At 72.2% G+C, this 25240-nt stretch carries 24 protein-coding genes; 10 read left to right on the plus strand and 14 right to left on the minus strand.

From position 1 onward, the window contains the following. Window positions 1-278: 278 nt before the first annotated feature. Window positions 279-764, plus strand: a complete 486-nt coding sequence (locus ACZ404_RS14340) for a hypothetical protein (protein WP_468439496.1) — start codon at window positions 279-281, stop codon at window positions 762-764. A 34-nt stretch (window positions 765-798) separates the two neighbouring features. On the opposite strand, the gene ACZ404_RS14345 is transcribed toward ACZ404_RS14340, so the two are convergent. Both ACZ404_RS14345 and ACZ404_RS14350 read right to left on the minus strand, forming a co-directional pair. Then, the gene (locus tag ACZ404_RS14345; protein WP_468439498.1) at window positions 799-3153 is read right to left on the minus strand and encodes a SpoIIE family protein phosphatase; all 2355 of its coding nucleotides are present in this window, start codon (window positions 3151-3153) and stop codon (window positions 799-801) included. Window positions 3154-3289: 136 nt separating this feature from the next. After that, window positions 3290-4114 (minus strand): lysozyme, encoded by an 825-nt coding sequence (locus ACZ404_RS14350; protein ID WP_468439499.1) that lies wholly within the window; start codon window positions 4112-4114, stop codon window positions 3290-3292. 251 nt (window positions 4115-4365) lie between these two features. Between ACZ404_RS14350 and ACZ404_RS14355 the strand changes: the two genes are divergently transcribed. Next, window positions 4366-4857, plus strand: coding sequence for a MarR family winged helix-turn-helix transcriptional regulator (locus tag ACZ404_RS14355; RefSeq protein ID WP_468439501.1), 492 nt, complete (start codon window positions 4366-4368; stop codon window positions 4855-4857). Between the two features lie 44 nt (window positions 4858-4901). Here ACZ404_RS14355 and ACZ404_RS14360 read toward each other — a convergent pair whose 3' ends face one another. Further along, window positions 4902-5690 carry a protein phosphatase 2C domain-containing protein gene (locus tag ACZ404_RS14360; RefSeq protein ID WP_468439503.1) on the minus strand — a complete coding sequence of 263 codons (789 nt, stop codon included), beginning with the start codon at window positions 5688-5690 and terminating at the stop codon, window positions 4902-4904. Between the two features lie 379 nt (window positions 5691-6069). On the opposite strand from ACZ404_RS14360, the gene ACZ404_RS14365 reads away from it, so the two are divergent. The 6 genes from ACZ404_RS14365 (at window position 6070) to ACZ404_RS14390 (ending at window position 13442) form a co-directional block, all read left to right on the plus strand. Further along, window positions 6070-9594, plus strand: a complete 3525-nt coding sequence (locus tag ACZ404_RS14365) for a sensor histidine kinase (RefSeq protein ID WP_468439505.1) — start codon at window positions 6070-6072, stop codon at window positions 9592-9594. After that, the gene (locus ACZ404_RS14370; RefSeq protein ID WP_468439507.1) at window positions 9591-10088 is read left to right on the plus strand and encodes a roadblock/LC7 domain-containing protein; all 498 of its coding nucleotides are present in this window, start codon (window positions 9591-9593) and stop codon (window positions 10086-10088) included. The genes ACZ404_RS14365 and ACZ404_RS14370 overlap by 4 nt, the downstream gene beginning before the upstream one ends. Window positions 10089-10111: 23 nt before the next feature. Next, window positions 10112-10495: a DUF742 domain-containing protein gene (locus ACZ404_RS14375; RefSeq protein ID WP_468439840.1), complete on the plus strand. Its 384-nt coding sequence runs from the start codon at window positions 10112-10114 to the stop codon at window positions 10493-10495. Then, the gene (locus ACZ404_RS14380; RefSeq protein WP_468439509.1) at window positions 10476-11132 is read left to right on the plus strand and encodes a GTP-binding protein; all 657 of its coding nucleotides are present in this window, start codon (window positions 10476-10478) and stop codon (window positions 11130-11132) included. The genes ACZ404_RS14375 and ACZ404_RS14380 overlap by 20 nt, the downstream gene beginning before the upstream one ends. 24 nt (window positions 11133-11156) lie before the next feature. Continuing rightward, window positions 11157-12410 (plus strand): styrene monooxygenase/indole monooxygenase family protein, encoded by a 1254-nt coding sequence (locus tag ACZ404_RS14385; RefSeq protein ID WP_468439511.1) that lies wholly within the window; start codon window positions 11157-11159, stop codon window positions 12408-12410. Window positions 12411-12965: 555 nt separating this feature from the next. Further along, window positions 12966-13442, plus strand: a complete 477-nt coding sequence (locus tag ACZ404_RS14390; protein WP_468439513.1) for a hypothetical protein — start codon at window positions 12966-12968, stop codon at window positions 13440-13442. A 33-nt stretch (window positions 13443-13475) separates the two neighbouring features. Here the strand turns inward: ACZ404_RS14390 and ACZ404_RS14395 are convergent, their stop codons facing one another. The 6 genes from ACZ404_RS14395 to ACZ404_RS14420 all read right to left on the minus strand — a co-directional run bounded on the left by ACZ404_RS14395 (window position 13476) and on the right by ACZ404_RS14420 (window position 17653). Continuing rightward, a complete protein-coding gene (locus tag ACZ404_RS14395; RefSeq protein ID WP_468439515.1) occupies window positions 13476-13814 on the minus strand; it encodes a hypothetical protein in 339 nt (112 codons plus the stop codon). A gap of 68 nt (window positions 13815-13882) precedes the next feature. Then, entirely contained in the window at window positions 13883-14362 is a 480-nt protein-coding gene (locus ACZ404_RS14400) for a hypothetical protein (protein ID WP_468439517.1), read from the minus strand. A 43-nt stretch (window positions 14363-14405) separates the two neighbouring features. Further along, window positions 14406-15440 carry a C40 family peptidase gene (locus tag ACZ404_RS14405; protein WP_468439519.1) on the minus strand — a complete coding sequence of 345 codons (1035 nt, stop codon included), beginning with the start codon at window positions 15438-15440 and terminating at the stop codon, window positions 14406-14408. Between the two features lie 115 nt (window positions 15441-15555). After that, window positions 15556-15852, minus strand: a complete 297-nt coding sequence (locus ACZ404_RS14410) for a hypothetical protein (RefSeq protein ID WP_468439521.1) — start codon at window positions 15850-15852, stop codon at window positions 15556-15558. 10 nt (window positions 15853-15862) lie between these two features. Next, the gene (locus tag ACZ404_RS14415) at window positions 15863-16513 is read right to left on the minus strand and encodes a TetR/AcrR family transcriptional regulator (RefSeq protein WP_468439523.1); all 651 of its coding nucleotides are present in this window, start codon (window positions 16511-16513) and stop codon (window positions 15863-15865) included. Between the two features lie 201 nt (window positions 16514-16714). Beyond that, a complete protein-coding gene (locus ACZ404_RS14420; RefSeq protein WP_468439525.1) occupies window positions 16715-17653 on the minus strand; it encodes an AurF N-oxygenase family protein in 939 nt (312 codons plus the stop codon). 122 nt (window positions 17654-17775) lie between these two features. Between ACZ404_RS14420 and ACZ404_RS14425 the strand changes: the two genes are divergently transcribed. Beyond that, window positions 17776-18885: a ferritin-like domain-containing protein gene (locus ACZ404_RS14425; protein ID WP_468439527.1), complete on the plus strand. Its 1110-nt coding sequence runs from the start codon at window positions 17776-17778 to the stop codon at window positions 18883-18885. Between the two features lie 34 nt (window positions 18886-18919). Further along, window positions 18920-19792 carry a hypothetical protein gene (locus ACZ404_RS14430; protein ID WP_468439842.1) on the plus strand — a complete coding sequence of 291 codons (873 nt, stop codon included), beginning with the start codon at window positions 18920-18922 and terminating at the stop codon, window positions 19790-19792. Here ACZ404_RS14430 and ACZ404_RS14435 read toward each other — a convergent pair. The 5 genes from ACZ404_RS14435 to ACZ404_RS14455 all read right to left on the minus strand — a co-directional run bounded on the left by ACZ404_RS14435 (window position 19776) and on the right by ACZ404_RS14455 (window position 25228). After that, window positions 19776-20264 carry a DUF3291 domain-containing protein gene (locus ACZ404_RS14435; RefSeq protein ID WP_468439529.1) on the minus strand — a complete coding sequence of 163 codons (489 nt, stop codon included), beginning with the start codon at window positions 20262-20264 and terminating at the stop codon, window positions 19776-19778. The two genes, ACZ404_RS14430 and ACZ404_RS14435, sit on opposite strands and share 17 nt — an antisense overlap. Window positions 20265-20308: 44 nt before the next feature. Then, window positions 20309-21766 (minus strand): penicillin-binding transpeptidase domain-containing protein, encoded by a 1458-nt coding sequence (locus ACZ404_RS14440; protein ID WP_468439844.1) that lies wholly within the window; start codon window positions 21764-21766, stop codon window positions 20309-20311. Window positions 21767-21789: 23 nt separating this feature from the next. Further along, window positions 21790-23151, minus strand: coding sequence for an FtsW/RodA/SpoVE family cell cycle protein (locus tag ACZ404_RS14445; protein WP_468439531.1), 1362 nt, complete (start codon window positions 23149-23151; stop codon window positions 21790-21792). 65 nt (window positions 23152-23216) lie between these two features. Continuing rightward, window positions 23217-24464 carry an ATP-binding protein gene (locus tag ACZ404_RS14450; protein WP_468439533.1) on the minus strand — a complete coding sequence of 416 codons (1248 nt, stop codon included), beginning with the start codon at window positions 24462-24464 and terminating at the stop codon, window positions 23217-23219. Further along, window positions 24461-25228, minus strand: a complete 768-nt coding sequence (locus ACZ404_RS14455; RefSeq protein WP_468439535.1) for a hypothetical protein — start codon at window positions 25226-25228, stop codon at window positions 24461-24463. The genes ACZ404_RS14450 and ACZ404_RS14455 overlap by 4 nt, the downstream gene beginning before the upstream one ends. Window positions 25229-25240: the final 12 nt, after the last annotated feature.

Genomic DNA, 25240 nt, shown 5'->3' on the forward strand with positions numbered 1-25240 from the left:
TGGAAACTCCGCCGGCGCGCGCTCGCTCTGGCCGCGGCCGCCGTGGCCGCCGCCGCGGGCACGTCCGGCACCGCCCAGGCACTTCCCGCCCACCGGCACCTCGCCGGCCCGGCGGCCGAGTGCGGCTCCGGTGGCGTGGGGGGCCGAGGAGGCGACAGCGGGTCTCGGACCTGGAATTCCCCGTCATCCGCGGCAGAGGAAAACAAAGTAAAGCAAAGCAGAAAAGGAAAGAAAAGGAAAGAAGAGGAAAGAAGAGGAAAGAAAAGGAAAGAACCGCCATGCGTGAAAACTTCCGTACGAACACTCTGGCCGCGGCCGCCGTCTCCGTTCTCCTGGCCGCCGGAGGCGTCCTCGTCCCCACCGGCGCGGTGTTCGCCGCCCCGGCGACACACACCCAGGCCCAGACGCACGACAAACGCGACAAGAAGTACGACAAGCGCGACAAGCATCACGACAAGCACGAGAGGAAGCGCGACCACGACTCCTGCCGGCGCGGCGACGGAGGCCAGGGCGGAAACGGCGGCGACGGCACGGGCACACCCCCGGTCTGCACGGCTCCGGGGCAGAGCGGCACCGGTGGTGCGGGCGGGCGTGGTGGCCGGGGCAAGTGCGGCGGCCGGGACGGCGGCGCCGGGCGGGGCGGCAGCGGCAGCAGCGGCGGCGGCACGGCCCACTGCCCCGAGCCCACTCACGAGCCCGGACCCGGCGAGGACAGCACGACGAGCACGACCGGCACGTACTCCGGCGACGTCGTCGTCAACTGACCTCGACCGGCCTTGAGTCAGGAGACCAACCGGCTCACCCCGCCGGGAGCGACTGCTCCGCCCACACCGTCTTGCCGACCCGGTCGTGCCGGGTGCCCCAGCGCTCGGCGAGCTGGGCGACCAGCAGCAGACCCCGGCCGCCCTCGTCGAAGATCCGGGCGCGTCGCATGTGCGGGGTGGTGCCGCTGGAGTCGTAGACCTCGCAGATCAGGGTGGTGTCATGGTGGATGAGCCGGAGCTGGATGGGCGGACGGCCGTAGCGGATGGCGTTGGTGACCAGCTCGCTGACCATCAGCTCGGTGGTGAAGGCCGCCTCGTCCAGCCCCCACGCGGTGAGCTGGTCGCTCGTGTGCTTGCGGGCCCGGGCGACGACGGTGGGCTCGCTGTCCAGGTCCCAGGCGGCGACCCGGTCGGTGTGCAGCGCGCGGGTGCGGGCGACGAGCAGGGCGATGTCGTCGTCGGGGCGGTGGCTGAGCAGGTCGGTCAGGACCCGGTCGCAGACCGCCTCCAGCGTCGGCGCGGGGCGGCCGAGCGCGGCGAACATCTTGTCCAGCGCCTCGTCGATGTCGTGGTCGCGGGCCTCCAGCAGCCCGTCGGTGTACAGCGCGAGCAGGCTGCCCTCGGGCAGCTCGGTCTCGTACGACTCGAAGGGCAGCCCGCCGAGTCCCAGGGGCGGCCCGGCGGGCACGTCGAGAAAGCGGACGGCGCCGTCCGGGGTGACCACGGCGGGCGGCGGATGTCCGGCCCGGGCGAGCGTGCACTGGCGCGAGACGGGGTCGTAGACGGCGTACAGGCAGGTGGTGCCGATGCCGCCCGCGGTCTCGGCGGCCGGGTCGGCGCTGCCCTCGTCGGCGGCCAGCCGGAGGACCAGGTCGTCGAGGTGGGTGAGCAGCTCGTCGGCGGGCAGGTCGACGTCGGCGAGGGTGCGCACCGCGGTGCGCAGCCGGCCCATGGTGGCGGAGGCGCGGATGCCGTGTCCGACGACGTCGCCGACGACCAGGGCGACCCGGGCACCGGACAGCGGGATCACGTCGAACCAGTCGCCGCCCACCCCGGCCCGGGTGGCGGCGGGCAGATAGCGGGTGGCGATCTCCAGGGCCGCCTGGTCGGGCAGCGTGTGCGGGAGCAGGCTGCGCTGCAGGGACATGGTGGTGGTGCGGGCGCGGGAGTAGCGGCGCTCGGTGCGCAGGCCGCTGGCGGCGCGGGCGGTCAGCTCCTCGGCGAGCCGCAGCTCTTCCGGGCCGAAAGGCTCCGGGCGCCGGTGCCGGCCGAAGAGGGCGACGCCGAGGGTGTTGCCCTCGGCGAGCACCGGCACCACCATCAGCGAGTGGACGCCGTAGGCGTGCAGCCACGCGGCGCCCGGGTCCAGCGCCGCCCACCCGGCGACGACCGGGTCCGAGATGTCGTACAGCACGGACTGGCCGGAGGCCAGGCACTCGGCCGGGGGCGAGCCGGGCTCGTAGGCGATCGCCTCGCCCACCCCGGGGCCGGAGACGTGGCCGTCGTGGTGCTCGGGGACGGCCCGGAGCGCGGCGCGGCGCAGGACGACCTGACCGGCGCCGGTGTCGGAGACGTCGGCCGGCCCGGACCCGGTCCGCGGGGAGTCGATCAGGTCCACGGCCATGAAGTCCGCGAGCCGGGGGACCGTGGCCTCGGCGAGTTCCCGCGCGGTGCGGCCGAGATCGGCGGACGGACCGCCGGCGGGCGGCTCGGCCTCGGCCGGGCCGGGGGCGCGCCGGCTGCAGGCGAGGCACACGGCGCGCACCTGGCCGGAGGCGTCCCTGAGCGGGGTGAGCACCGTGGGCCGGCCGAGGTTCGGGCCGAGGCCGCTCTCCAGCTCGCACGGCTCGGCGGTACGCAGCACCTGGCGCATGGCCCGGTCGGTCTCGTCGCTGGCGCGGCCGGGCGCGATGTGGACCAGGCGCAAGCCGCGCATCGCCGCCTCGGGCAGGGACAGGGCGCGCTCCAGGCGGCGGTTGGCGCGCATCAGCCGCAGCTCGGTGTCGAAGATGGCCAGCGGGAAGGGCGACTGCAGAAAGGTCCACTCCTCCAGCGGCTCGCCCCGGGGCGGCTGCGGCAGATCCGCCACGGCGGTCACCACGAGCCAGTCATTGGCCCCGGCGTGCGAGGTACGGCGGTGGGCGAGGAGCCCCTGCTCCAGACGCCGGCCGTCCCGGTGCCGCAGCGGCACGATGCCGTTCCAGCGGTCCCGGCCGGCCAGGGCGCGCCCGGCCGCCGCGACGTCGGCGGCGAGCAGCGCGGCGGCCGGCCGTCCGACGACCGCCGAGGCCTCGTAGCCGAGCAACCGCTGGGCGCCGTCGCTCCAGCCGGTGAGGACGCCCTGCTCATCGATGGTGGCCGTGGCCGTGTACGTCGACTGTCGCTCCATCGCCGCTCATCTCGCCCTTGCTCGGCAGGCTCTCCTGACCAGCATGATCCCGGCCGGCGGTGAGCACCAACGCAGCCCGCGACGCACGCCGGGGCGACCGCCCTCCGCGGACGGTCGCCCGTACGGCGAGTGCGGTCTAGCCGTTGGCGAGGGCCTGGACGCGATCCAGGGCTCCGTTGAACTTGTCGTGGTCGCCGACCGTCGGGCCGGAGGAGGTGTACTGCCACATCGTGTAGTACGACCAGCCCGCCGGCAGCGTCCCCGGGTCGGAGGCGTAGCGGGCGATCCACAGCGGGTCGTTGGCGGCGAATCCGCCGTAGTTGCCGGTGCACTGGGTCCACCAGCTCGTGGCGGTGTAGATCACCGGGTACCGGCCGGTGCGCGACCGGTAGGTGGTGATGAAGTCGGCGATCCAGCCGACCATCTGGCTCGCGGTCTTGCCGTAGCAGGCGGCGCCGTACGGGTTCCACTCGATGTCCAGCGCACCGGGCAGGGTCTTGCCGTCGCGGGACCAGCCGCCGCCGTGGTCGACGAAGTAGTTGGCCTGGGTGGCGCCGCTCGTGGTGTCCGGGGTCGCGAAGTGGTAGGCGCCGCGGATCATGCCCACGTTGTAGGAGCCGTTGTACTGCTGGGCGAAGTACGGGTTGGTGTAGTACGTGCCTTCCGTGGCCTTGGTGTAGGCCCAGCGGACGCCGCTGTTCCACAGGGTGGTCCAGGCGACGTTGCCCTGGTAGCCGGCGACGTCGACGCCCTCGGTCTGGCTGACCAGGCCGGGAGCGGGGGTGCCGCCGCTGCCGTCGTGGGCGAGGACTCCCATGCCCATGTACGCCGAGCCGCGGCGGGGGGTGGAGGCGGCGTGGGCGGTGGTGAGGGCGAGGGCGAGGGAGAGCGCCGTGAGCAGGGCCGTGAGGAGGACGGCGAGCGGACGCGGGCGGGGGGAACCGGGTCTGAGCACGGGCATGACGTGCCTCCGAGAGGGTGGGGTGGGGGGAGCGTGGAGCGGGTGGGGGGGAGCGCACAGCGCGCCGATCGCTCCACTGGCGTGGGCATGCCATTGATTGCCTGATAAAGAAGCTACGCACGTAGACAGCGACGGGGAAGGGGGTCCGGAGGCTGCCGTTGGTCTACGCCTGCGAAATACTGACGGAGCTGCGGCTATGGCGCCGTTTGACGGAAACTTTCAGGACCACGAAACCGAGCAGGGGTGCTGACGTGCACGAGGACGGAAACGGCGACGGACCACGCGTCGCCGGCCAGCTGACGCCGAGTGGTGCGGACCAGGAATTCCTGATGCTGGAGCGCGAGTTGACCGTGCTTCTGCGGCGCGCACGGGCCAGCCAGGGCGAGATGGCCCGCGAGGTCCACCCGGACCTCGAGTCCTCCGCGTACGGCCTGCTCATCCGCCTCGACGAGTGCGGCGGCCAGCGTGCCACCGACCTCGCCGGATACATCGGGGTCGGCAAGGCCACCATGTCCCGCCAGCTGCGCGCCCTGGAGGAGCTCGGCCTGATCGCCCGCGAGCCCGACCCGGCCGACGGCCGCGCCTGGCTCGTCACCCTCACCGACGAGGGCCGCGGCCGGGTCGGCCGGGTCCGCGAGGCCCGCCGCGCCCGCTACGTCCGCCAGCTCGCCCACTGGAACCGCCGCGAGGTGGCCGAACTGGCCCGGCTGCTGCACGAGCTGAACGGGGTCATGGAGAAGTAGGCCCGCACCAGGCCCGCGACACGCCGGCGACGGGAGCCACAGGCCTACAGCTCCACGTAGACGACCGTCGCGTCGTCGTGCGTCTTGCTGCGGCCGAGGAACGTCCGCTCCTCCCGGTCCGCGGCCTCCAGCTCCCGCACCCGGTCCACCAGGGAGCGGGTGCCCGACTTGGCCACGATGTCGAACAGAGCCGTCCAGTCGCCCTCGCGGAACGTGTCCGTCCAGCGGGCCGCGCCGTCCGACAGCGCCAGCAGGGCGTCGACCTCACGGCGCGGGAGCGTGCCGGTGACCGCCCGGGCGCCGACCGACGGGTCGGCGGCGGCCGTGAAGAAGCCGCCCTCCTTGTTGCGCAGATGGGCGTCGATGAAGGCGTCGGTGGCCAGCGACGCCCGGGGCAGCCGCGCCAGACGGTCGTCCAGGACCGGGGTGACCGTGCCGTCCGGGCCGCGCAGGAGCAGCAGGGAGTCGGACAGGACCAGGTACTCCACGGTGTCGGCCGACCAGCGGGCAACGACCACGGTCGCCTGGGGAGTGCGCGGGTGAGAAAGGTCACAGGTGCTCGCGTGGGCGTCGGCGGTTCGCCCGATCGCCCGCGCCAGAACCTCGGGGAGCGTCAGATCCGGGTGGGAAACGGTCAGTTCGGTCAGCGCGCCGCCGAGCCGCGCCGTGAACCAGGGGACGGAATGCAGACACCCCGCCCCGCCGCGCGGTGGTGTCACTCCGTCCAGCAAGATCACGCAACCTCCCTGTCCGGAGGCGGGTAGTCCGACACCGGCGAAGTCCTCGTTGGGGCGGGTCGCGTCGCCGGGTTCCGAAACGAGATCGGTTCGCATCCGGCCAGTCTGCACGAGCCCTTCACATGCTTCGTCAAAGGCTGGCAACACGAGCCGAATTGGCACGGCCGCGCAGCCGCGGCGCCGGGTTTGGGAGTAAATGGCGCACTCCGGGAAGGCGTGGTGGCGAATCCTGCCAAAGCCTGCCCCGCGCGTCCAACCGGCCTGCCGCACAGGGGCGTCGCACACGCCGGGGGAACTTGCCCGGCCGCTCTTTTTGGATGTTCACTCCTTCGGGTGGCGGGTCAGGTGATGCCCGACCACTGCCCACCGGCGCTGGGAGGGTCGGGAACCGAACGAACCGGGGTACCACTCGCCACCGAGACGACGGGGCGCCACCCGGGCCCTTGAGCAGACGAGTTCAGGAATGCGAGCACCGGTGCAGAAGAAGCGGCCTCGGCGCACAGGCAGTCAGACGGCTCCCCAGGGGGCCGCCGAGCAGACCCCCGTGGGCACCGGCCGCCCCACCCATGTGCGCACCCGGCTGATCGTCGCGGTGGCCGTGGTGGCCGCCGCGATCGCCGGAGCGGGCGCCCCCTCGCTGCTCACCGCCTCCCAGGACCTCAGCGACTCCCAGGACCTGGTGACCCTGGCCGCCCGCACCCAGGACGCGCTCGCCCTGGCCCACTCGCTCGCCGACGAACGCGACGAGGTCACCGCCTACGTCGCCGCCGGCCGGCCCCGCGCCAAGGCGCCCTCCGAGGACCGCAGCGCCCGCGTCGACCACCAGGTCGAGGACCTGCGCGCCGACACCGACACCCCGGCCGGGCTGCGCACCGAGCTCGACGGCATCGACACCGTCCGCCGCGCCGCCCTCACCGGCAAGAGCAACGCCCTGCAGACCCACCGGGCGTACTCCGCGACGATCACCGCGCTGCACCGGCTGGCCGACGACCTCGCCGAGAGCCTGCCGCCACGGGCCGGCTCCGGTGGCTACGCGCTCGCCGAACTGGACTCCGCCGTTCAGCAGTCCGCCGCCGCCCGGGGTCTGCTGCTGGCCGCGCTGAACATCCCCACCAGCACCCGCACGGTGATCAACCCGGTCACCGGCCTGGCCACCACGACCACCACCACGAGCGACGCCGACCGCAAGCAGCGTGACGCGCTCACCGCCGCCGCCCAGCAGGCCCGCCTGCGCGCCGACGCGGCCCTCGCCGACTTCCGCGAGACGGCCCCCAAGGAGGCGGTCGGCTCCTACGACTCCACGGTCACCGGTCCCGAGGTCAACTCCGCCGAGAAGTACCTCGCCGCCCTCACCGACCGGCCGACACTCACCGACAGCGAGTTGACGACCAGCACCAAGAAGCTGGACGCGGCCCTGTCCGCCCGCGTGGACCTGATGCGCGGCGCCGAGTCCGCGCTCTACGACCGCCGCACCAAGGATCTCGCCAAGCTCCGGGACGACGATGTCACCGCGCTGGAGATCCGTATCGCGGTCCTCGGCGCCCTGATGCTGGTCGCGGTCGGTATCGCCACCGCCATGGCCCGCACCCTGACCCGCCCGCTGTCGGTGCTGCGCCGCGGCTCGGCCCGCCTGGCGGAGTCCGCGGACCCGGCCACGCAGGAACCGATCGCCTTCACCGGCCGCAACGACGAGTTCGCGCAGGTCGTCCGCTCGGTCAACGCCCTGCACGGGCACGCGGTGGCACTCCACGAGCGGGTCACCACCCTCGAGACCGACCGCAAGCACCTGGTGGGCCAGCGCCAGAAGATGGCCGACGCCCGCGAGGCACTGCGCTCCGAACTCAGCGAGTCCACCGCCCAGCTGCAGCGGCTGCGCACCAGCATCGGCGGTACGTTCGTCAACCTGGCGCTGCGCACGCTGGGCCTGGTGGAGCGCCAACTGGCGGTCATCGAGGGCCTGGAGGAGCGTGAGCAGGACCCCGACCGGCTCTCCACCCTGTTCAAGCTGGACCACTTCGCCACGGTCATGCGCCGGCACAGCGAGAACCTCCTGGTCCTCGCCGGCACCGAGCACGTCCAGCAGAGCCACGGGCCGGTGCCGCTGGTGGACGTGGTCCGCGCGGCGGTCAGCGAGATCGAACGCTACGAGCGGGTCCGCATCGCTGCACTTCCTCCCCACGCGCACGTCGCGGGCTTCGTGGCCGACGACCTCTCGCACCTGCTGGCCGAACTCATGGAGAACGCGACGTCGTTCACCCCGCCGGACCTGCCGGTGGAGGTCTCCGGCTGGCTCCTGGAATCGGGCGAGGTCATGCTCTCGGTCCAGGACGAGGGCATCGGCATGGCCGCCGACCGCCTCGCCCGCCTCAACGCCCGCCTCAGCGACTTCGACCCCGAGTCGCCCTACGACCAGGAGGGCGAGGACGGCCTGGGCCTCGGCCTCTACGTCGTCGCCCGCCTGGCGCACCGGCACGGCGTCCGGGTGCAGTTGCGCGAGCAGAAGCAGGGCGGAGTGGCCGCGGTGGCCGTCCTGCCCGCCACCCTCCTCACCGACACCCCGCCCCACCCCACCACCCCGACGTCCTTCTCCCTCCCCGGCGCCGACGCAGAGTCCAACTCCAACAAGCTCCACACCCGCCAGAAGAACGCCGACCCCCTGGTGGCCCTGGCAGAACACGCCACACGCAAGGCCGACGCCTCCGGCGGCGCGCCGGTGAACACCACGCCGGACACCTCCGGCGGCCTGCCGGAAGGCGTTGAGCGTGGTGCTTCCGGCGGCGCGACGGAGGGGGCCGAGCGTGGCGCCTCCGGCGGTCTGACGGAAGGCGCTGAGCGTGGTGCCTCCGGTGGTCCGGCGGAAGGCGCTGAGCGTGGTGCTTCCGGCGGTCTGGCGGGAGGTGCTGAGCGTGGTGCCTTCGGTGGTTCGGTCGAGAGCGAGCGGGATGCCTTCGGCGGTCTGACGGTCGAGGCGCAGGGCACCTCCGGCGGCTTTGCGGAGGGAGCTGAGCGTGGCGCCTTCGGCGGTCTGGCGGAAGGTGCTGAGCGTGGTGCCTTCGGTGGTTCGGTCGAGAGCGAGCGGGATGCCTTCGGCGGTCCGACGGTCGAGGCGCAGGGCACCTCCGGCGGCTTTGCGGAGGGTGCTGAGCGTGGTGCCTCCGGTGGTCTGGCGGACGGGGCTGTGCCGGGTGCCTTCGGCGGTTCGGCGGAGGGTCGGCACGGTGCCTCTGGCGGTCCGGTCGGGTTGAGCGAGCAGAGCGTCGCCGGTGATGTCGCGACGGGGGACGAGCGCGAACGGGATGTGTCCGGCGGTTCGGCCGGGGGAGCCGAGTCGGCTCTCTCACGCGGCATGTCGGTGGGCGAGCGGATCGTCGCCGGGGGTGCGTCGGCAGAGGCCGAGCACGGTGCTTCCGGCGACGCGGCGGCAGAGGTCGGGGAGGACGAGCAGGCTGCGGTTGGGCGTTTCGAGAGTGGGGGCGAACCCCGGGCCGAGGGAGCCGGTGACGGTGCTGGGGGGCACCTGCGCGACGGTGGGTCCGGTGGTGCGGAGACGCACGGGCGGGCCGACGACGCCGGCGTGAGCGGGGTCGAGGGCGGTACGCGGCCCAAGGCGCCGGCCGAGACCTTCGCCGAGACGACGATGGAGCTGTTGCTGCCGGAGGTGGCGACGGGAGCCGCGGACGCCGACGGCGAGGGCGCCCCACTGGGGCCACCCGCAGCCGACGACGGGAGTGGCACCGCTGGTGCGGGTGGGAACGAGGGTCCCGCCGAGGGCGAAGCCGAGGCGGTCACCAGCAAGGGCCTCCCCAAGCGCACCCCCAAACTCACCACACCCGCCCACACCCCACGCCCACGCCCCAACTCCATCGACGCCGAAGCCCTCCGCCGCAGACTCGGCGGCTTCCGCCAAGGAGCTCAGGCCGGCCACAAAGACGTACAGGCAGAGATCGCAGAACGTACCGAACAAGCCACGGGGGGCACAGTCGAGGAGGCAAGCAGTTGACCGCGCCCAGTACCTTCGGACTGAGCAGTGAGGCCCGCAACCTGCACTGGCTGCTGACCAATCTGGTCGAGGAAGTCCCCGGCATCCAGTCCGTCGCCGTGGTCTCGTCCGACGGCCTGCTGCTCCTCTCGTCCGACCCCGCAAGGACGGCCGAGTCCCGCGAGAGGCGTACCGCGAAGGGCCCCCGCGGCTCCTCCGCCGACCTCGCCACCATCGTCTCCGGCATCGGCAGCCTCACCCTCGGCGCCGCCAAGCTGATGGACTTCGGCGGGGTCAAGCACACGATGGTCGCGATGGACGAGGGCAGCCTGTTCGTCATGTCGATCAGCGACGGCTCGCTGCTCGGCGTGCACGGCTCCGCCGAGTGCGACATGAGCGTCGTGGCGTACCACATGGCCCTCTTCGTCGGCCGCGCCGGCCACGTCCTGACCCCCGAACTCCGCAGCGAGCTGCGCAAATCCCTGGAGGCCGGCGCGACGGGGAGCGCCCGGTGAGCGCCGCCGCGAAGAAGCTCCCGATGCGTGGCGGCGACCGCAAGCCCGCCCGGGTCCGCCCCTACTCCCTCACCGGCGGCCGTACCCGCTTCGGCCACGTCCTGCTGGTCGAGACGTTCGTCGCGGCCCTCGAAGCCCCCGAGGAACGCAAGGAACTGACGAGTGCGCCGCTCTCCGCCCGGGTCATGCCGGAGATGCGGGCCATCGTCGAACTGTGCCGCCGTATGCGCACGGTGGCCGAGATCGCCGCGCTGCTGAAGATGCCGCTCGGCGTGGTCCGCGTGCTGCTGAGCGACCTCGCGGACCAGGGAAAGATCCGTGTGTACGGCACCGGAACCGGTCACGGCACCGGCCGTCCGGACCGGGCGCTGCTGGAAAGGGTGCTGAGTGGACTCCGCCGTCTCTGACGCCACCGCCTCCGTCGGGGGCACCCCCCTCGTCGCCGGGTTCGCCGAGCCCGACGAGGACCTGAAGGCCTGGCAGCAGGACCGCACCAAGGCGCCCATCGCCACCAAGATCGTGCTGGCGGGCGGCTTCGGCGTCGGCAAGACCACCCTGGTCACGGCCGTCTCGGAGATCACTCCGCTGCAGACCGAGGCCCTGATGACCCAGGCGAGCGAGGGCACCGACGACCTCACCGCCACCCCGGGCAAGCTGACCACCACCGTCGCCATGGACTTCGGGCGGCTCACGCTCGCCGACGACCTGGTGCTCTACCTGTTCGGCACGCCGGGTCAGCAGCGGTTCTGGTTCATGTGGGACGACCTGGTGCGCGGCGCGATCGGCGCCGTCGTCCTGGCCGACACCCGCCGCCTGAAGGACTGCTTCCCCGCGCTGGACTACTTCGAGAGCTGCGGGCTGCCGTACGTCGTCGCGGTCAACCACTTCGACGGCAGCGAGCTGTTCGAACCGGAGGACGTGCGGGAGGCGCTGACGATCCCCGCGCACATCCCTGTCATGATCATGGACGCGCGGCGTCGAATTTCGGTCATCGAGACACTCTTGGCCCTGGTCGGCCACGCGCTGGACGAAACCCCCGAGTAGTCCCGGTAAGGAGTCCCCACCCGCATGCGGAAGATACTCGTTGTCGGAGCCGGCCAGTCCGGCCTCCAGCTCGCCCTCGGCCTGCAGTCGCACGGCTACGAGGTCACCCTGATGTCGAACCGGACCGCGGACGAGATCCGCTCCGGCCGGGTCATGTCGACGCAGTGCATGTTCGACACGGCCCTGCAGCACGAGCGCGACCTGCAGCTGAACTTCTGGGAGTCCCAGGCCCCGAAGATCGAAGGGCTCGGCGTCTCGGTCGCGGCCCCCGGCTCGCACGACCCGGGCCCCACGCAGCGGGCCATCGACTGGGTGGGCCGGCTGGACGGGTACGCGCAGTCGGTCGACCAGCGGGTGAAGATGGCCGGCTGGATGGAGGCCTTCGCCCAGCGCGGCGGCCAGCTGGTCATCCACGGCGCGGCGGTCGGCGACCTCGACTACTTCTCCCGCACCTACGACCTCGTCCTCGTCGCGGCCGGCAAGGGCGAGCTGGTGTCGATGTTCGCCCGCGACCCCGAGCGCTCCCCGTACAGCGAGCCCCAGCGGGCCCTCGCGGTGTCCTACGTCCACGGCCTCGGCCCCCGCCCCGAGCACCCGGACTTCCACGCGGTGCGGTGCAACGTGGTGCCGGGCGTCGGCGAGCTGTTCATCATGCCGACGCTCACCACCTCCGGCCCGGCCGACATCCTGTTCTGGGAGGGCATACCCGGTGGCCCGCTCGACGTCTTCGACGGCGTCAAGGACCCGGCCGAGCACCTCTCCCTGACCCTGGAACTCATGGAGAAGTTCACTCCGTGGGAGTACGCACGGGCCACCAAGGTCGACCTCACGGACGCCGGAGGCACCCTGGCCGGACGGTACGCCCCCACCGTCCGCACCCCCGTCGGACAGCTGCCCGGCGGTGGCCTCGTCCTCGGCGTGGCCGACGTGGTCGTCGCCAACGACCCGATCACCGGCCAGGGTTCCAACTCCGCGTCCAAGTGCGCGGCGGCGTACCTCGCGTCCATTCTCGAGCGGGGGGACAAGCCGTTCGACGAGGAGTGGATGCGGGCGACGTTCGACCGGTACTGGGCCACCGCGTCGCACGTGACCAAGTGGACCAACGCGATGCTGGCCCCGCCGCCGGAGCACGTGCTGAACCTCCTGGGCGCGGCGGGACAGCTGCAGCCGGTGGCCGACCGCTTCGCCAACGCGTTCAACGACCCGTCCGACTTCGAGAACTTCTTCTACGAGCCGGAGAAGACGGGCGCTTATCTGGCCTCGGTCTCTGGAGCCTGATCGGCCTCTGACCTGAGGTTCGGCCGTCGTCGTCTGCCGTTGTCGGTCGACGTCGGCCGCCCTCGGACGGCCCGCAGACGGCCCCGGATCCAACGGGGCCGTTGGGGTCCGCCGGTGCCTGGCCCCCTCAATGTGACGGTCGGCTGCATGCGCGGGGTTGCGGTACTTCGTTGCTGGACCACCGGGACAGAGTGCCCAGTCATCGCTTTCGGCGCTTGTCGCGCCTGACGCCCTTGATCCAGTCGCGAACACCCAGCACGTCCACGACGAAGGACGCCACTGACGCGACGGCTCTCAACCCTCGAGACACGAGCGACGCTGCCAGATCTTCCATGGCACCCCCAGATCGGTACGAGCACCTTACAGCGCGGTCGGCACGGGTAACGCCGTCGGCGGGGAGTCTCAATGACCGAGGTGAGCCGGTAGCCGCCGCGCATCGGTTCAGGGTGGTTATTACTGCGCCGGACACGGGGTCGATCACAGGCCGCGGTCTTCGCAGGGGGCGACGCTGTTGAGCGATCGGGACGGTCCCTGGTGTGGCGGAGGATGGTGCTCATGTGCGCTCTGTTCGACCCTCCCGAGCCTCGCCGCGTCCCGCCGGGCGACTACCCCGTATGGGACCAGGCTCTCGCCCTGCTGAACCGGGACCTGGCGGTGACGCTTCCCCGGCTGGAGCCCCTGCACCTGCTGGCCCTTCCGTCCCACGAGGCGGATGAGCCGGAGAACGTGTACGTCGCCATGGCCCACGGTGAGTGGCACGGCAATCACCTGGACTCGACCTCGCAGGACAGCCTCGCCTCTGCGCTGGCGAGCGTCGCCGACGCTGCGCAGGAGACCGTCATGGAACTTCTGTGGCAGGCGTGGCCCCTGTGCCCCGAGCATGGGCTGGGCATGCATCCAAGGGAGGATGCAGAGGAGCGACTGTCCTGGTGGTGCGCGGGAGACCGGTTGCGTCGCGGTCCGGCTCATGTCCACACGGCCGTGGGCGCCCTCGATTCCTTGGGTTCACATCCCACCGCCTCCGCACGATGAGCAGTGAGAACGGCCATGGATGGGGCACGGGCTTCAGTCGCCCTGGAACCAGAGATAGCTGCCTGGAGTGCTGGCGCACTGGTCCAGCAACCTTGCAAGGTCGTCCAAGGCAGCGAGCTGACGATCATCGGTGCACCGTTTCCGCAGATCGGAGATCTCACCGAGAGCAACGGCAGCCTCCTGCTCGTTCATCAGAGCATCCCCGTACGGATCCACGGCGGTCAGCCGCCCAGGCACTCCGAGCAGCCGGAGCGAGCCGATCGCATCGGCCAACGCGTCCCCGTGCCCGTACGAACTCTGCAGCAGCGTCGCTCGGGACTTGCGCCAGTTACGCGTTGGCCGTGCCGAGTGCAGCTCCACGTCTATCCCCATGGGCTCATGATGCCTGCTGCAGAGGCTCAGCATCCGATCCGCAGCCCTATGTGAGACCTGCGCGTTTCTCAGCCCGGGACACCTTCCAGCGGCAGGTGGTCGCGGTAGTACTCCGACTCCAACCACTCCTCCTTCACGAAGAGCGGGCGCGTCAGGAGCGCTCCCCCGACCCGCTGCTCACGCAGGAGGATTCCGAGATCGGTCAGGGAGAGCGATGCGTCCGGGGTGTAAAGCACCCAGTTCCCGTGTTCGGCGGCGTGGTCCAGGAGGAACTGGTGGCCCTGCGCCGGATCGCTGCCTGCCAGCGGGAAGCCCGCCAGGTAGACCTGCGGACCGGCGACCGCATCCAGCGCGACGCATGCAAGCTTGCCGCCGTCGTAGAACGCCTTCACGCCGCCCGGGAAGTCCTCCTGCCCGTACGGGCCGCCCACGCGTGCCTCCGGCTCGGGGACCTTCAGTACCTCGGCAACCTCTGCCGGTGACATCCCGAACCGCAGCGGCCCCACGCCGCCTTCAGCCCGCAGCTCCCAGCGTTCGCGCTCATCCATCCCACTCCTGCTTTCCAAGCCCCAGTATCCGCCACGACGTGCCCTAGAGGGTGTCGTCCGGGCGGACGGCGCCCAGGATCGGGTAGGACGCCAGAGGTGACAGCTTGACCCTGTCTCCTGGGCGGGGTGCCTGGACGACCCTTCCCCTCCCCACATACATCGCCACGTGGGTGGCCTCCGGGTAGTAGACGACCAGGTCGCCCGGGCGGAGCCGGTTCAGGGGGACCTTCCTCAGCCGGGCCCACTGCTGTTGGCTGGTGCGGGGGATGAGGGTGCCGGCGTGGTGCCAGGCGTCGGAGGTCAGGCCCGAGCAGTCGTACGACCGCGGGCCCTCGGCGCCCCACTGGTACGGCTTGCCGATCTGGGCCAGGGCGTAGCTGACCGCCCGTTCGCCCTCGCTGGACGGGGGCCGGTCGTCGCCGAGGGCCCCGGCGGCGGTGAGGTCCTGCTGGGCCCGGGTGACCCCGGTCCGTTCGAGGCTTGCCACCGCGCTCAGTTGCTGCGGGGTGAGGCCGGCGAGGAGGCGTTCCACCTGGGCCAGCCTGGACCGGACGTCGTCGCGCTGCTTCTTCTGCTGCTCGGTGAGGGTCAGCCGGGAGTCCAGGGCCCGCCGGGCCGCGCGGGCCAGCGTGTCCTGCTTCTGCTCGGCGGTGGTCAGGCGGCGCACCGCCTCGGCGCGCCGCTGGGCCAGCTGCCCGATCACATGCCCCTCGTCCAGCGCGTGCTGGGGGTCGTGGGCGAGCAGCAGGCGGAGGTAGGGGGAGAGGTCGGAGCTGTTCTGGTACTGCTCCCGGGCCAGGCGTCCGGCGTCGGTACGGCCGGCCTGCAGGGTGAGCCGGGCGCGGGCCAGTTCGCCGTCCAGCCGGGCCACCTCGGCCTGCTGCTGTCTCAGCTTCTCGGCGGTGGCGTTGTAGGTCTCGGTGGCCTGCTCGGCCTGCCGGTACAGCCGCTGCAGGTCGGTCAGCAACTGAGCCACGGACCGCTGCGGGTCGGGCGCGGCCGCCGACGGTACGGGCGCGAGAACGGCCTGGGCCGCCACCGCTGCCGTACAGGCCAGACGCAGAAGCACTCCTGACACGCCATCACCTCCGGTGCGGGCTGGCGGGCGGGCCTTCCGCCTGCCGCCGCACCGGGATCATCAAGGGTGATTGTGCGATCTGCGTACGGAGTGTGCGCCGGTCGGCGCAACGGAGTCACCCGGGCGTGTCACCCGGGTTGCGGGACGGGCCCGGCTTGGACCAGGGCCAGCGGAGCCGGGCACCGGGCTCGCCCTCCGGGTCGTACCGGTACTTCCACCCCTGCACCAGCCCCAGCCTCTTGCTGTGCCCGCGCGGCATGCGGTGGTAGACGAACACGGTGGGCGGGCCGCCGGCCGCGTCCGGAACGGGGATGCGGTACGTCTTCGGGGGGTGGCCGGTGGGGCCGAGCAGGACGGGCAGCACCCGTCCGTCCATCGGGCCGCCCTCGAAGGGGGTGTCCTGACTCTTCACGGGTCCAGTCTCAGGCATCCTCGGCGAGCGCGCCGACGACGGCCGCCGTCTGCGGATCGCGGCCCGCAGTGACCGTGAGGATGGCCACGAACTGCTCGACCAGCCAGTCGCGCAGCTCACCGGCCGGGGGCTGCTTGTCCTCGTCCAGCCAGATCAGCGAGGCCGCCTCCACCGCCGTGATCCACATCCGCACCGTCATGCGCAGCCGGGGGCCCGGGTCGGTGACGCCGAGGTGTCGGAAGATGTGCTCGGCGGCGGCCCGCCGTACGCCGTCCACGATGGCCGTCGTCCGGGACGTCTCCACGACGCTGCCGCCCTGGAGGAGGGCGCTGAAGCCGGTGTCGTGCTCGTCGACGAAGGCGAGGTAACGGTCCAGGGCTCTGGACAGGCGGGGCATGAGGGGGCCCTTGCGGGGCTCGTCGAAGCAGTGCTGGAGGTCTTCTGCGGCCGACCCGAGCGCGGCCTCGTACAGCTGCTGCTTGCCGCCGGGGAAGTACCGGTACACCAGCGGGCGGGAGACTCCGGCTGCCTCCGCCACGTCGTCCAGCGAGACGTCCTCGGGGGCGCGGTGCGCGAAGAGGGTGAGGGCGGCGGCGAGCAGTTGGCTGCGCCGCTCCTCGACACTGAGCCGGCGGTAGGCGGGGGTGGTGGCCGGGGTCATGCGTTGCAGCCTAATCGCTGCGCGGCGTGGGCCGTCTTCTGTCTGCCGGTCCGTCGTGGCTGGTCGCGCCCACGCGGCGCAGCCGCATGTCGACACACCCCCGCGCCCCCGGGGGGGCGCCGCACCGTCGCGGGCAGGCGAACCCCACCGCCCCGGCCGCGGGCGCAGGGCACCCGGGTCGGGCCGGTGAGCGCCCCAGGCCTACGCCAGCAGCCCCGACGCCCTCCACAACCGGCGCCCCACGCCCCGCAGCACCCCGATGTCGTCCAGGAAGTCGGTCAGCCGCTTCGCGCCCGTCTGCATGACCTCCCGCCGGTGTCCACTCGCCTTCACCTGCGCCATCGCCTCCCGCTTGTCCAGCCCCACATTTGTGTAGACCTCGGGATTGACGAACGCCACGGAGAAGACCCGCGCGAACTCACCGGAGGTGACCCGCGTGAACTCCTGCGACCACTTCGGCGCCGTGAGCATCTGGCGCCGAAGCTCCTCACGGGCGTAGCGCACGTGCCGGGCCTCCTCGACCACGTGGATGCGGGTGACGCCCCGGATCAGCGGCTGCACCCGCTCGTCCGGGAAGGTCAGCCGCTGCATCCAGTCCAGCACCTCCTCCCCGAGCAGCGTGGCGGTGAAGGAGCCCGGAGTGGTGGAGATGGTCTTGAACACGCGGCCCAGGTTCTGGTGGGCCCGGCTCACCGGGTACCAGGGCGCGTCCCCGCGCGCGATCAGCCGCGCGAACATCTTCGAGTGCCGGCACTCGTCCTCGATCTCGGTCAGCGCGTACCGCACGTGCGCGCTCGTCGCCGCCTTGTCGTAGATGTGCCGGACCAGCAGCTGCATCAGGATGATCTCGAACCAGATCCCGAGTGAGGCCAGCGCCGCCGCCTCGTGCTGGGAGAGCAGGATCCGCTGCTCCTCGCCCATCCGCTTCCACAGCGGCGTGCCGTACAGCGACACCAGCTCCGGCGGCCAGAACCACTTGCCCTCCTCGAAGGGCGCGTCCCAGTCCAGCTCCTCGTCCGGGTCGAAGGAGTGCTTGGCGGAAGAGACGAGCAGCCGTTCGGCCACCTGCTCCCGGTCCTTGAGCAGGCCCAGCGCGTCGCGCAGGCCGTCCAGCGCGTCCGCTTCCGTCAGGGTCGTCATGGCTCCCTCACCTCGTTACCGGGGGTACGTCGTCCGGCTCTTATGAGACTGCCTGTCAGCAAGCACGTCAATCCCTCGCACATGACTTGTTGACTCGGCGTCTACGTGTGAGCCTGCGAAGTATGCCGACCTATGACCTCTACGCCAACGACCCCGGAGACTCCCCCTGGCGGGTGCCCGCGAGCGGCGCGGCCCGCTTCAGCTGGGAGTACGACGGCGGCCGGGACCGGCTGCTCGCCCTGTACCAGAAGGGCAAGGACAAGCAGTGGGACGGGCAGAAGCGCATCGACTGGGACCTGGAGGTCGACCCGTACGACGCGCTCGGCACCCCCGAGGAGTCGATGTCGCTGTACGGCACGAAGTACTGGGACAAGCTCACCGACCGGGACAAGGGCGAACTGCGCAAGCACTACGCCTCCTGGCAGTTCAGCCAGTTCCTGCACGGCGAGCAGGGGGCCATGATCTGCGCCGCCCGGATCGTGGAGTCCGTCCCCGACCTCGACGCCAAGTTCTACTCGGCGACCCAGACCATGGACGAGGCCCGCCACGCGGAGATCTACGCCCGCTTCCTGCACGAGAAGATCGGGATGGTCTACCCGATCAACGACAACCTCCAGTCCCTCCTCGACGACACCCTGCGCGACAGCCGCTGGGACATGCCCTACCTCGGCATGCAGGTGCTGATCGAGGGCCTGGCCCTCGCCGCCTTCGGAATGATCCGGGACACCACCAACAAGCCGCTGCCCAGACAGATCCTCGCCTACGTCATGCAGGACGAGGCCCGGCACGTGGCCTTCGGGCGCATGGCCCTGCGGGACTACTACCGGCAGCTCACCGACGCCGAACTGCGCGAGCGCGAGGAGTTCGTCATCGAGGGCTGCTACCTGATGCGCGACCGGCTGCGCGGGGTGGAGGTGCTGGAGAACTTCGGCATCCCCAAGGCGGAGGCGGAGGCGCTGAGCGAGCGGTCCGAGTTCCTCCGGCTCTTCCGCAAGCTGCTCTTCAGCCGCATCGTGCCCTGCGTCAAGGACATCGGCCTGTGGGGCAAGCGGCTGCAGGAGGCCTATGTCGACATGGGCGTCTTCGAGATGGGCGACTCCAACCTCGACCTGCTCATGGCCCAGGACGAGGAGATCGCCGAGAAGCTGGACGCCGAGCGCTTCGCCGCCGAGGAGCGGGAGCGGGTGGCCGAGGTGGAGGAGGCGATCGAGGCGGGGGCGGCCGAGTCGTAGCGTCACCCGGGTGCAGTACGGTGCTGGCGTGTCCATGCCTCCGCCGCAGCAGCCGCCGTACCCGAACCAGCAGCACCCGGGCCAGCCCCCGTACCCGAACCAGCCCCAGTACCCGTACGGGCAGCAGCCCCCGCAGGGCCCGGGCCCGTACGGGCAGCAGCCTCCGCAGGCTCCGGGTCCGTACGGCTCCCCGTACCCCCAGCAGCAGCCCTACCCGCCTCAGCCCCAGCAGCCGTACCCCGCCTGGGGCATGCCCCCGGTGGGCCCGCCGCCGAAGAAGCGCGGGCCCGGTCTCGCGCTGGGCATCGTGGGCGGGGTCGTCGGGCTGGCCGTGCTCGGCGGCATCGGCGGTTTCGGCGCGCTGCTCGGGACCGACCTCCCGGCGGCGGAGAACAAGCTGACCCTGCCGCACCAGCTGCTCCACGGGACGTACGCCCTCGCCGAGGACCTCTCCGACAGCGAGGGCAAGAAGGTCGAGGACGAGGCCGACGGCGCCTGGGACGCCCAGGACATCCACGCCCTCGTCGGCCGCTACAGCCAGGGCGGCGACGACACCAAGGGCATGCTGCTGGTGTCGAGCATGTACGGGCGGTTCAAGAACGAGGACGACGTCCGCAGCGGAATGCTCAAGGGCGCCGCCGACACCGAGGGGGTGACGGTCGAGGAACCCGCCCGGGACGTCACCCCCTCCGGCTCCGACGTCACCGTCACCTGCGAGGTGCTCACCCAGAAGTCGGCCCTGGTGACGCTCACCTACCCGGTCTGCTCCTGGGCGGACGGCAACACGGCCGCGGTGGTCGGCCAACTGGACTCGCAGCGGCACAAGGACCCCTCCGACATCGACCTCGACGCCGCTGCCCGGGACACCCTCACCATCCGCTCTGAGATGATCAAACCGATCGGCTGACCGCCGGCGCCGCCTCCTGCGCCGGGAAGGAGGTCCGGAGCGTGAAGGCGTACGGCGTCGGGCCGTGCGCCCTCAGATGCAGCAGCCGCTCCTCCGCCTCGGCCACGGTCGGGCGGTGCCCCGCCGGCACCCACCACAGCGCGGTCACCGCCTCCTGAAGCCGCTCGAACCACTCCCGCCGACGCGCCAGCAACTCCCGATGCAGACCCTGGTACATGAACGCGGTCAGCGCCTCGGGGTCCCGCCACACCGTCAGGTTGACGATCAGCCAGTCGTCGCCGAGGACCGGGATGTCGGTGGCGTTGCCGGCGTCGCTCTGCAGCCGCCAGACGAACCCGTCCGCGGCGTCCGCCGCCGCGTTCACCGGGTCGAGCCCGTCGACGAAGTCCTTCAACCGGGGGGAGTCCAACGGGTACTTGAGGCGGGCGATGTTGACCTGGGCGAGTTCACGGGCGACCGGTGCATGCGTCATGACCGAACGGTAGGTCGGTCGGGCAGGGGCCGGCAGCCCCCGTCTCACGCACCGAGAACCGCCCGCATCACCTCGCGCGCGATCGGCGCCGCGTCCCCGCCGCCGCTGATCTCGCCCCGGTCAGCCGAGGCGTCCTCGACCACCACCGCGACCGCGACCTTCGGCTCCATGTCCTCGTCGGCCTGCGCCCAGGAGACGAACCAGGCGTACGGCACACCGGAGTTGCCCAGCCCGTGCTGCGCGGTGCCGGTCTTGCCGCCGACGACGGCACCGGGGATGGCCGCGTTGGTGCCGGTGCCCTCCCGGACCACGTCGGTCATCAGCTCCTTCAGCAGCGCGGCCGTCGCCGGCCGCATCACCTGCCGGTCGGGCCGCATCCCACCACCCGTGATCAACTCCCCGCCGTGCCGGGTCGTCTGCTCCACCAGGTACGGCGTCCGCAGCCGCCCCCCGTTGGCGACGGCCGCCGCGACCATCGCCATCTGCAGCGGCGTCGCCCGGGTGTTGTACTGCCCGATCGAGGACAGCGCGAGCTGCGCCCGGTCCACGCGGGTGTCGAAGGTGCTGGGGGAGACCGCGAACGGGATGCGCAATCGGGTGTCGTTGAAGCCGAACGCCCGGGCCGTGGCCACCATGTCCGTCGCCCCGACGTCCACGCCCAGCTTGGCGAACACCGTGTTGCAGGACCACTCGAACGCCTCCCGCAGCGAGGCGTTCCGGCAGCCGTCGCCCTCGTTGGTCAGCCGGGTCCGCGTGCCGGGCAGCCGGTAGGGGTCGGGGGAGTCGGTCGCCGCGTCCAGATCCCGGACCACCCCCGCGTCCAGCGCCGCCGCCGCGGTGACCACCTTGAAGGTCGACCCCGGCGGATACGTCTGCCGCACCGCCCGGTTGAGCATCGGCTTCTCCGGGTCGTGGTTCAGCCGCGCCCAGGCCGAGGACGCCGCCTCGCTGTTGCCGGACAGCTCGGCCGGGTCGTACGACGGCGTGGAGACCAGGGCGAGGACGCGGCCGGTGGCCGGTTCGATCGCGGCCACCGCGCCCTTGCGCCCGGCCAGCCCGCGGTACGCCGCCTCCTGCGCGGCCCGGTTCAGGGTCGTGACGACGTTCCCGCCCCGGCCCGGAGCGCGGCTCACGTCCTGCCACAGCGGCAGCGGCGCCAGCATCGGGTCGGTGCCGGAGAGGATGCCGTCCTCCGCGTCCTCCAGGAACGTCGTGCCGTACAGCTGCGAGGCGAAGCCGGTGACCGGGGCGTACAAGGGGCCGTCGCGGTAGGTGCGTTCGTAGCGAAGCTGCTCACCGGTGTCGACGGAGCCGGTGACCGGCCTGCCGCCGACCAGGATGTCGCCGCGCGGCTGCTGGTAACGGGCGATCGTGGCCCGGCGGTTGGCCGGATTGGCGGTGTACGAGCCCGACTGGACGACCTGCACCCGGGCCGCGTTGACCAGCAGGGCCACCAGCAGCAGGACGCAGAACGCGCAGGCGTGCCGGATGTACCGGGTCATCGGACGCCCGCCGCCGTACTCCGTCACGGCGCCTCCTGCCCGTCGTAGTGGCGGCGGGCGGAGTGGCTCACCCGGATCAGCAGCGCCACGATCGCCCAGTTGGTGACGACCGAGGACCCGCCCTGGGCCAGGAACGGCATCGCCATGCCGGTCAGCGGGATCAGCCCGGTGACCCCGCCCGCGATGACGAACACCTGCAGCGCCAGGATCGAGGCGAGCCCGACCGCGAGCAGCCGGCCGAACGGCTCGCGCAGCGCGAGTCCCGCCCGGTAGCCGCGCTCGATCAGCAGGGCGTAGAGCAGGATGATCCCGGCGAGCCCCGCCAGCCCCAGCTCCTCCCCGGCCGTCGCCAGGATGAAGTCCGACTTCGCGGCGAAGCCGATGAGGATGGAGTGTCCGAGCCCCAGCCCGGTGCCGAGGACACCGCCCGCCGCGAACGCGAACAGGGACTGCGAGAGCTGGTTGGGGCCCTGCCCCGCCTCGATGGTGGCGAACGGGTGGAGCCAGTCCTCGATCCGCCCGCCCACGTGCGGCTCGAGCCGGCCCACGGCCACCGCGCCCAGCACCGCCAGCACCAGCCCCACCGCGATCCAGCCGGTGCGCCCGGTGGCGACGTACAGCAGGACCACGAACAGCCCGAAGAACAGCAGCGAAGTGCCGAGATCCCGCTCCAGGACCAGCACCCCGACGCTCAGCAGCCAGATCGCCACGATCGGCCCGAGCACCCGCCCCGTCGGGAACTGCATCCGCCACACCCGGCGGCCCGCGTACGCGAGCGCGTTGCGCTTGTCGGCCAGATACGCGGCGAAGAACACCGCGAGCAGCACCTTCGCGAACTCGCCCGGCTGGATGGAGAACCCGGCGACGCGGATCCAGATGCGGGCGCCGTTGACCGCCGGGAAGAGGATCGGCAGCAGCAGCAGGGCCAGGGCCGCGACCACACAGACATACGCGTAGCGCTGCAGCACCCGGTGGTCGCGCAGCAGGAAGACGACCACGATGAACAGGCCCACCCCGAGCGTGGACCACACGAGCTGGGCCGGGGCGGCCCGGTCGCCCGGCGTCTCCAGGTCCAGCCGGTAGATCAGCACCAGGCCCAGCCCGTTCAGCAGCACCCCGATCGGCAACGGCAGCGGATCGGCGTACGGCGCCCGGAGCCGGACCGCGAGATGCGCCAGCAGCGCCAGCACCCCGAGCCCGGCACCGTACCCGGCGGCCCCCGGCGGCACGGTCCCGGTCCGCGCCAGACCGACGGCGCAGTAGCCGTACACGGACAGCAGCACGGCCACCACGATCAGCGCGAGCTCGACGCCCCGCCGCCGGGGCAGCCGCACGACGGCCCCGGCACCCTGCGGCGCCACCACGGCGGTTCCGGCCTTGGTCATGTCCGGAACTTACCGAAATAGGTCAGTCGGCGCTCCGTTTGCACGGTCAGCGTGGCGTGGGGGCGCTACCGCTCCTCAGCGCCCAGCCGCAGCACAGCGACCGCGCCCCCGTCCATGGCATTGCCGAACGCCAGCCGCGCGCCCAGCACCTCCGCCTGCCCCACCGCGATGGTCAGCCCCAGCCCGTGCCCCTTGGCCCCGCCCTCGGTACGGAACCGCTGCGGCCCGTGCGCGACGAGGTACTCCGGATACCCGCTGCCGTGATCCCGCACGGTCACCACCGGCCCGTCCACCGTCAGCACCACCGGTGGCGCCCCGTGCTTGTGCGCGTTGGCCACCAGATTGCCCAGCACCCGCTCCAGTCGCCGCCGGTCGGTCTCCACCCGGGCGTCCCGCAGGATCCGCACCTCGGTGTCGGTCCCCGAGGCCCGCACCACCCGCTCGGCCAGCGCGCCCAGCTCCTCGGTGTCGACCTCCAGCCTCTCCCGCCCGGTGTCCAGCCGGGAGATCTCCAGCAGGTCCTCGGTGAGCGTGCGCAGCGCCGCCACCCGGTCCCGGACCAGCTCGGTCGGCCGGCCCGGCGGCAGCAGCTCCGCCGCCGCGTGCAGCCCGGTCAGCGGGGTGCGCAGCTCATGGGCGACGTCGGCGGTGAACCGCTGCTCGCTCAGCAGCTTGCTCTGCAGGCTCGACGCCATGGAGTCCAGCGCGGCCGCCACCGTCGCCACCTCGTCCTGCGGGCGCGACGGGTCCTTCGTCCGGGGGTCGTCCACGCGGGCGTCCAGATCGCCGGCGCTGATCCGCCGGGCCACCCGCGCGGTGGCGTGCAGCCGCCTGGTCACCCGGGTCACCGCGAACGCGCCGACGAGCACCGTCGCCCCGATCGCCAGGGCCGAGGACCACAGGATGGACCGGTCGAGCGCCTCGATCGTGCGGGACTGCTGCGAGTAGTCGACCTCCACCGCGAGCGCCCGGTGGCCGTCGGCGGGGCCCGCCGCCCACATGGTGGGTTGCCCCCGGTGCCCGTCCACCATCGTGCCGCGCTCCCCGGCCAGCGCCAGTCTCCGCAGCGGCGCGGGCAGCCCCGGCGGATCCACCCCGGCGTCGGGCATGAGGGCGTCCCCGGCCTCGTACGCCTCCGTCGCGTTCTGCAGCCGGGACAGCGCGAGGTCCCGGGCCTGGCCGACGGTCTGGTTGGTCACCGACACGTGCACCAGGACGCCGAGCAGCGCGGCGAGCGCACAGCACATCACGATCAGGAACGCGGACGCCTTCGTGGCGAGGGCCCCGGCCCACTGGGGCAGCGCGATCCTCATCGCCCGCTCGCGGACGAGGACGGCGACGAGGAGGCGGAAGGGGAGGGCGTGCCCGGCTGATGGCTGTGCCGTCCCCGGCCCGTGCGCAGGAACTCGTCCCGCGAGAACACCATGGCCCGCTGGTCCGGGTCCCAGGTCCAGGTGGTCCGGTACTCGTACCCGGAGATGCCGGCCGGGGAGCGTTCGATCAGCGCCCGGCCCGCCAGCTCGACCCCGATGATCGCGTCGTTGTCGGCCAGCACCTGCACCAGCCGGTGGTGCTCGACCGTGTACACCCGTACCGCCGTCTGATTGGTCGGGTACAGCCGGAAACCGAGGGTCATGTCGGCGCGGCCGTCCCCCGTCAGGTCCCGGTAGTACGCCTTGAGCAGCGGGCACCGCGCGCCGCCCCCGCCCGGAGCGCACTCCTTCATGCGGTCCACGGTCGCGTGGTAGGCCCCCTTCGACCCGTAGTCGTCGGGGTGAGCGGCGAACTCCGCCTCGACCACGTCCACCGGCCGCACCCTGCGGATGTCGTCGCCGGGCACCGTGACAGCCTTGACGGTCTCCCGGGTCGCCACGTCGTACGGATAGGCCGGGCTCGACGCCGGCCGCAGATCGGGCCACAGCCGCGCCGGGCTGACGGCGGTCGGCGTCGACCCGGCGCCCTGCAGCCCGCCCTGGTCCCCACAGGCCGCCGTCGTCGCCCCCAGCAGGGCGACGACGGCCGCGGCGAGCGCGGTGCGCGCGGGACGACGGGCTGACACGGGACTCCTGGGGGCCATGAGAGGAGGGAC

Source organism: Streptomyces sp. NPDC030798, assembly GCF_055572275.1.

Bases quoted from the DNA above. Each gene is read 5' to 3' on its own strand.
- ACZ404_RS14340 (WP_468439496.1), top strand. From the start codon at position 279: ATGCGTGAAAACTTCCGTACGAACACTCTGGCCGCGGCCGCCGTCTCC.
- ACZ404_RS14345 (WP_468439498.1), bottom strand. From the start codon at position 3,153: ATGGAGCGACAGTCGACGTACACGGCCACGGCCACCATCGATGAGCAG.
- ACZ404_RS14350 (WP_468439499.1), bottom strand. From the start codon at position 4,114: ATGCCCGTGCTCAGACCCGGTTCCCCCCGCCCGCGTCCGCTCGCCGTC.
- ACZ404_RS14360 (WP_468439503.1), bottom strand. From the start codon at position 5,690: ATGCGAACCGATCTCGTTTCGGAACCCGGCGACGCGACCCGCCCCAAC.
- ACZ404_RS14375 (WP_468439840.1), top strand. From the start codon at position 10,112: ATGCGTGGCGGCGACCGCAAGCCCGCCCGGGTCCGCCCCTACTCCCTC.
- ACZ404_RS14385 (WP_468439511.1), top strand. From the start codon at position 11,157: ATGCGGAAGATACTCGTTGTCGGAGCCGGCCAGTCCGGCCTCCAGCTC.
- ACZ404_RS14390 (WP_468439513.1), top strand. From the start codon at position 12,966: ATGTGCGCTCTGTTCGACCCTCCCGAGCCTCGCCGCGTCCCGCCGGGC.
- ACZ404_RS14395 (WP_468439515.1), bottom strand. From the start codon at position 13,814: ATGGGGATAGACGTGGAGCTGCACTCGGCACGGCCAACGCGTAACTGG.
- ACZ404_RS14400 (WP_468439517.1), bottom strand. From the start codon at position 14,362: ATGGATGAGCGCGAACGCTGGGAGCTGCGGGCTGAAGGCGGCGTGGGG.
- ACZ404_RS14415 (WP_468439523.1), bottom strand. From the start codon at position 16,513: ATGACCCCGGCCACCACCCCCGCCTACCGCCGGCTCAGTGTCGAGGAG.
- ACZ404_RS14420 (WP_468439525.1), bottom strand. From the start codon at position 17,653: ATGACGACCCTGACGGAAGCGGACGCGCTGGACGGCCTGCGCGACGCG.
- ACZ404_RS14425 (WP_468439527.1), top strand. From the start codon at position 17,776: ATGCCGACCTATGACCTCTACGCCAACGACCCCGGAGACTCCCCCTGG.
- ACZ404_RS14430 (WP_468439842.1), top strand. From the start codon at position 18,920: ATGCCTCCGCCGCAGCAGCCGCCGTACCCGAACCAGCAGCACCCGGGC.
- ACZ404_RS14435 (WP_468439529.1), bottom strand. From the start codon at position 20,264: ATGACGCATGCACCGGTCGCCCGTGAACTCGCCCAGGTCAACATCGCC.
- ACZ404_RS14440 (WP_468439844.1), bottom strand. From the start codon at position 21,766: ATGACCCGGTACATCCGGCACGCCTGCGCGTTCTGCGTCCTGCTGCTG.
- ACZ404_RS14445 (WP_468439531.1), bottom strand. From the start codon at position 23,151: ATGACCAAGGCCGGAACCGCCGTGGTGGCGCCGCAGGGTGCCGGGGCC.
- ACZ404_RS14450 (WP_468439533.1), bottom strand. From the start codon at position 24,464: ATGAGGATCGCGCTGCCCCAGTGGGCCGGGGCCCTCGCCACGAAGGCG.
- ACZ404_RS14455 (WP_468439535.1), bottom strand. From the start codon at position 25,228: ATGGCCCCCAGGAGTCCCGTGTCAGCCCGTCGTCCCGCGCGCACCGCG.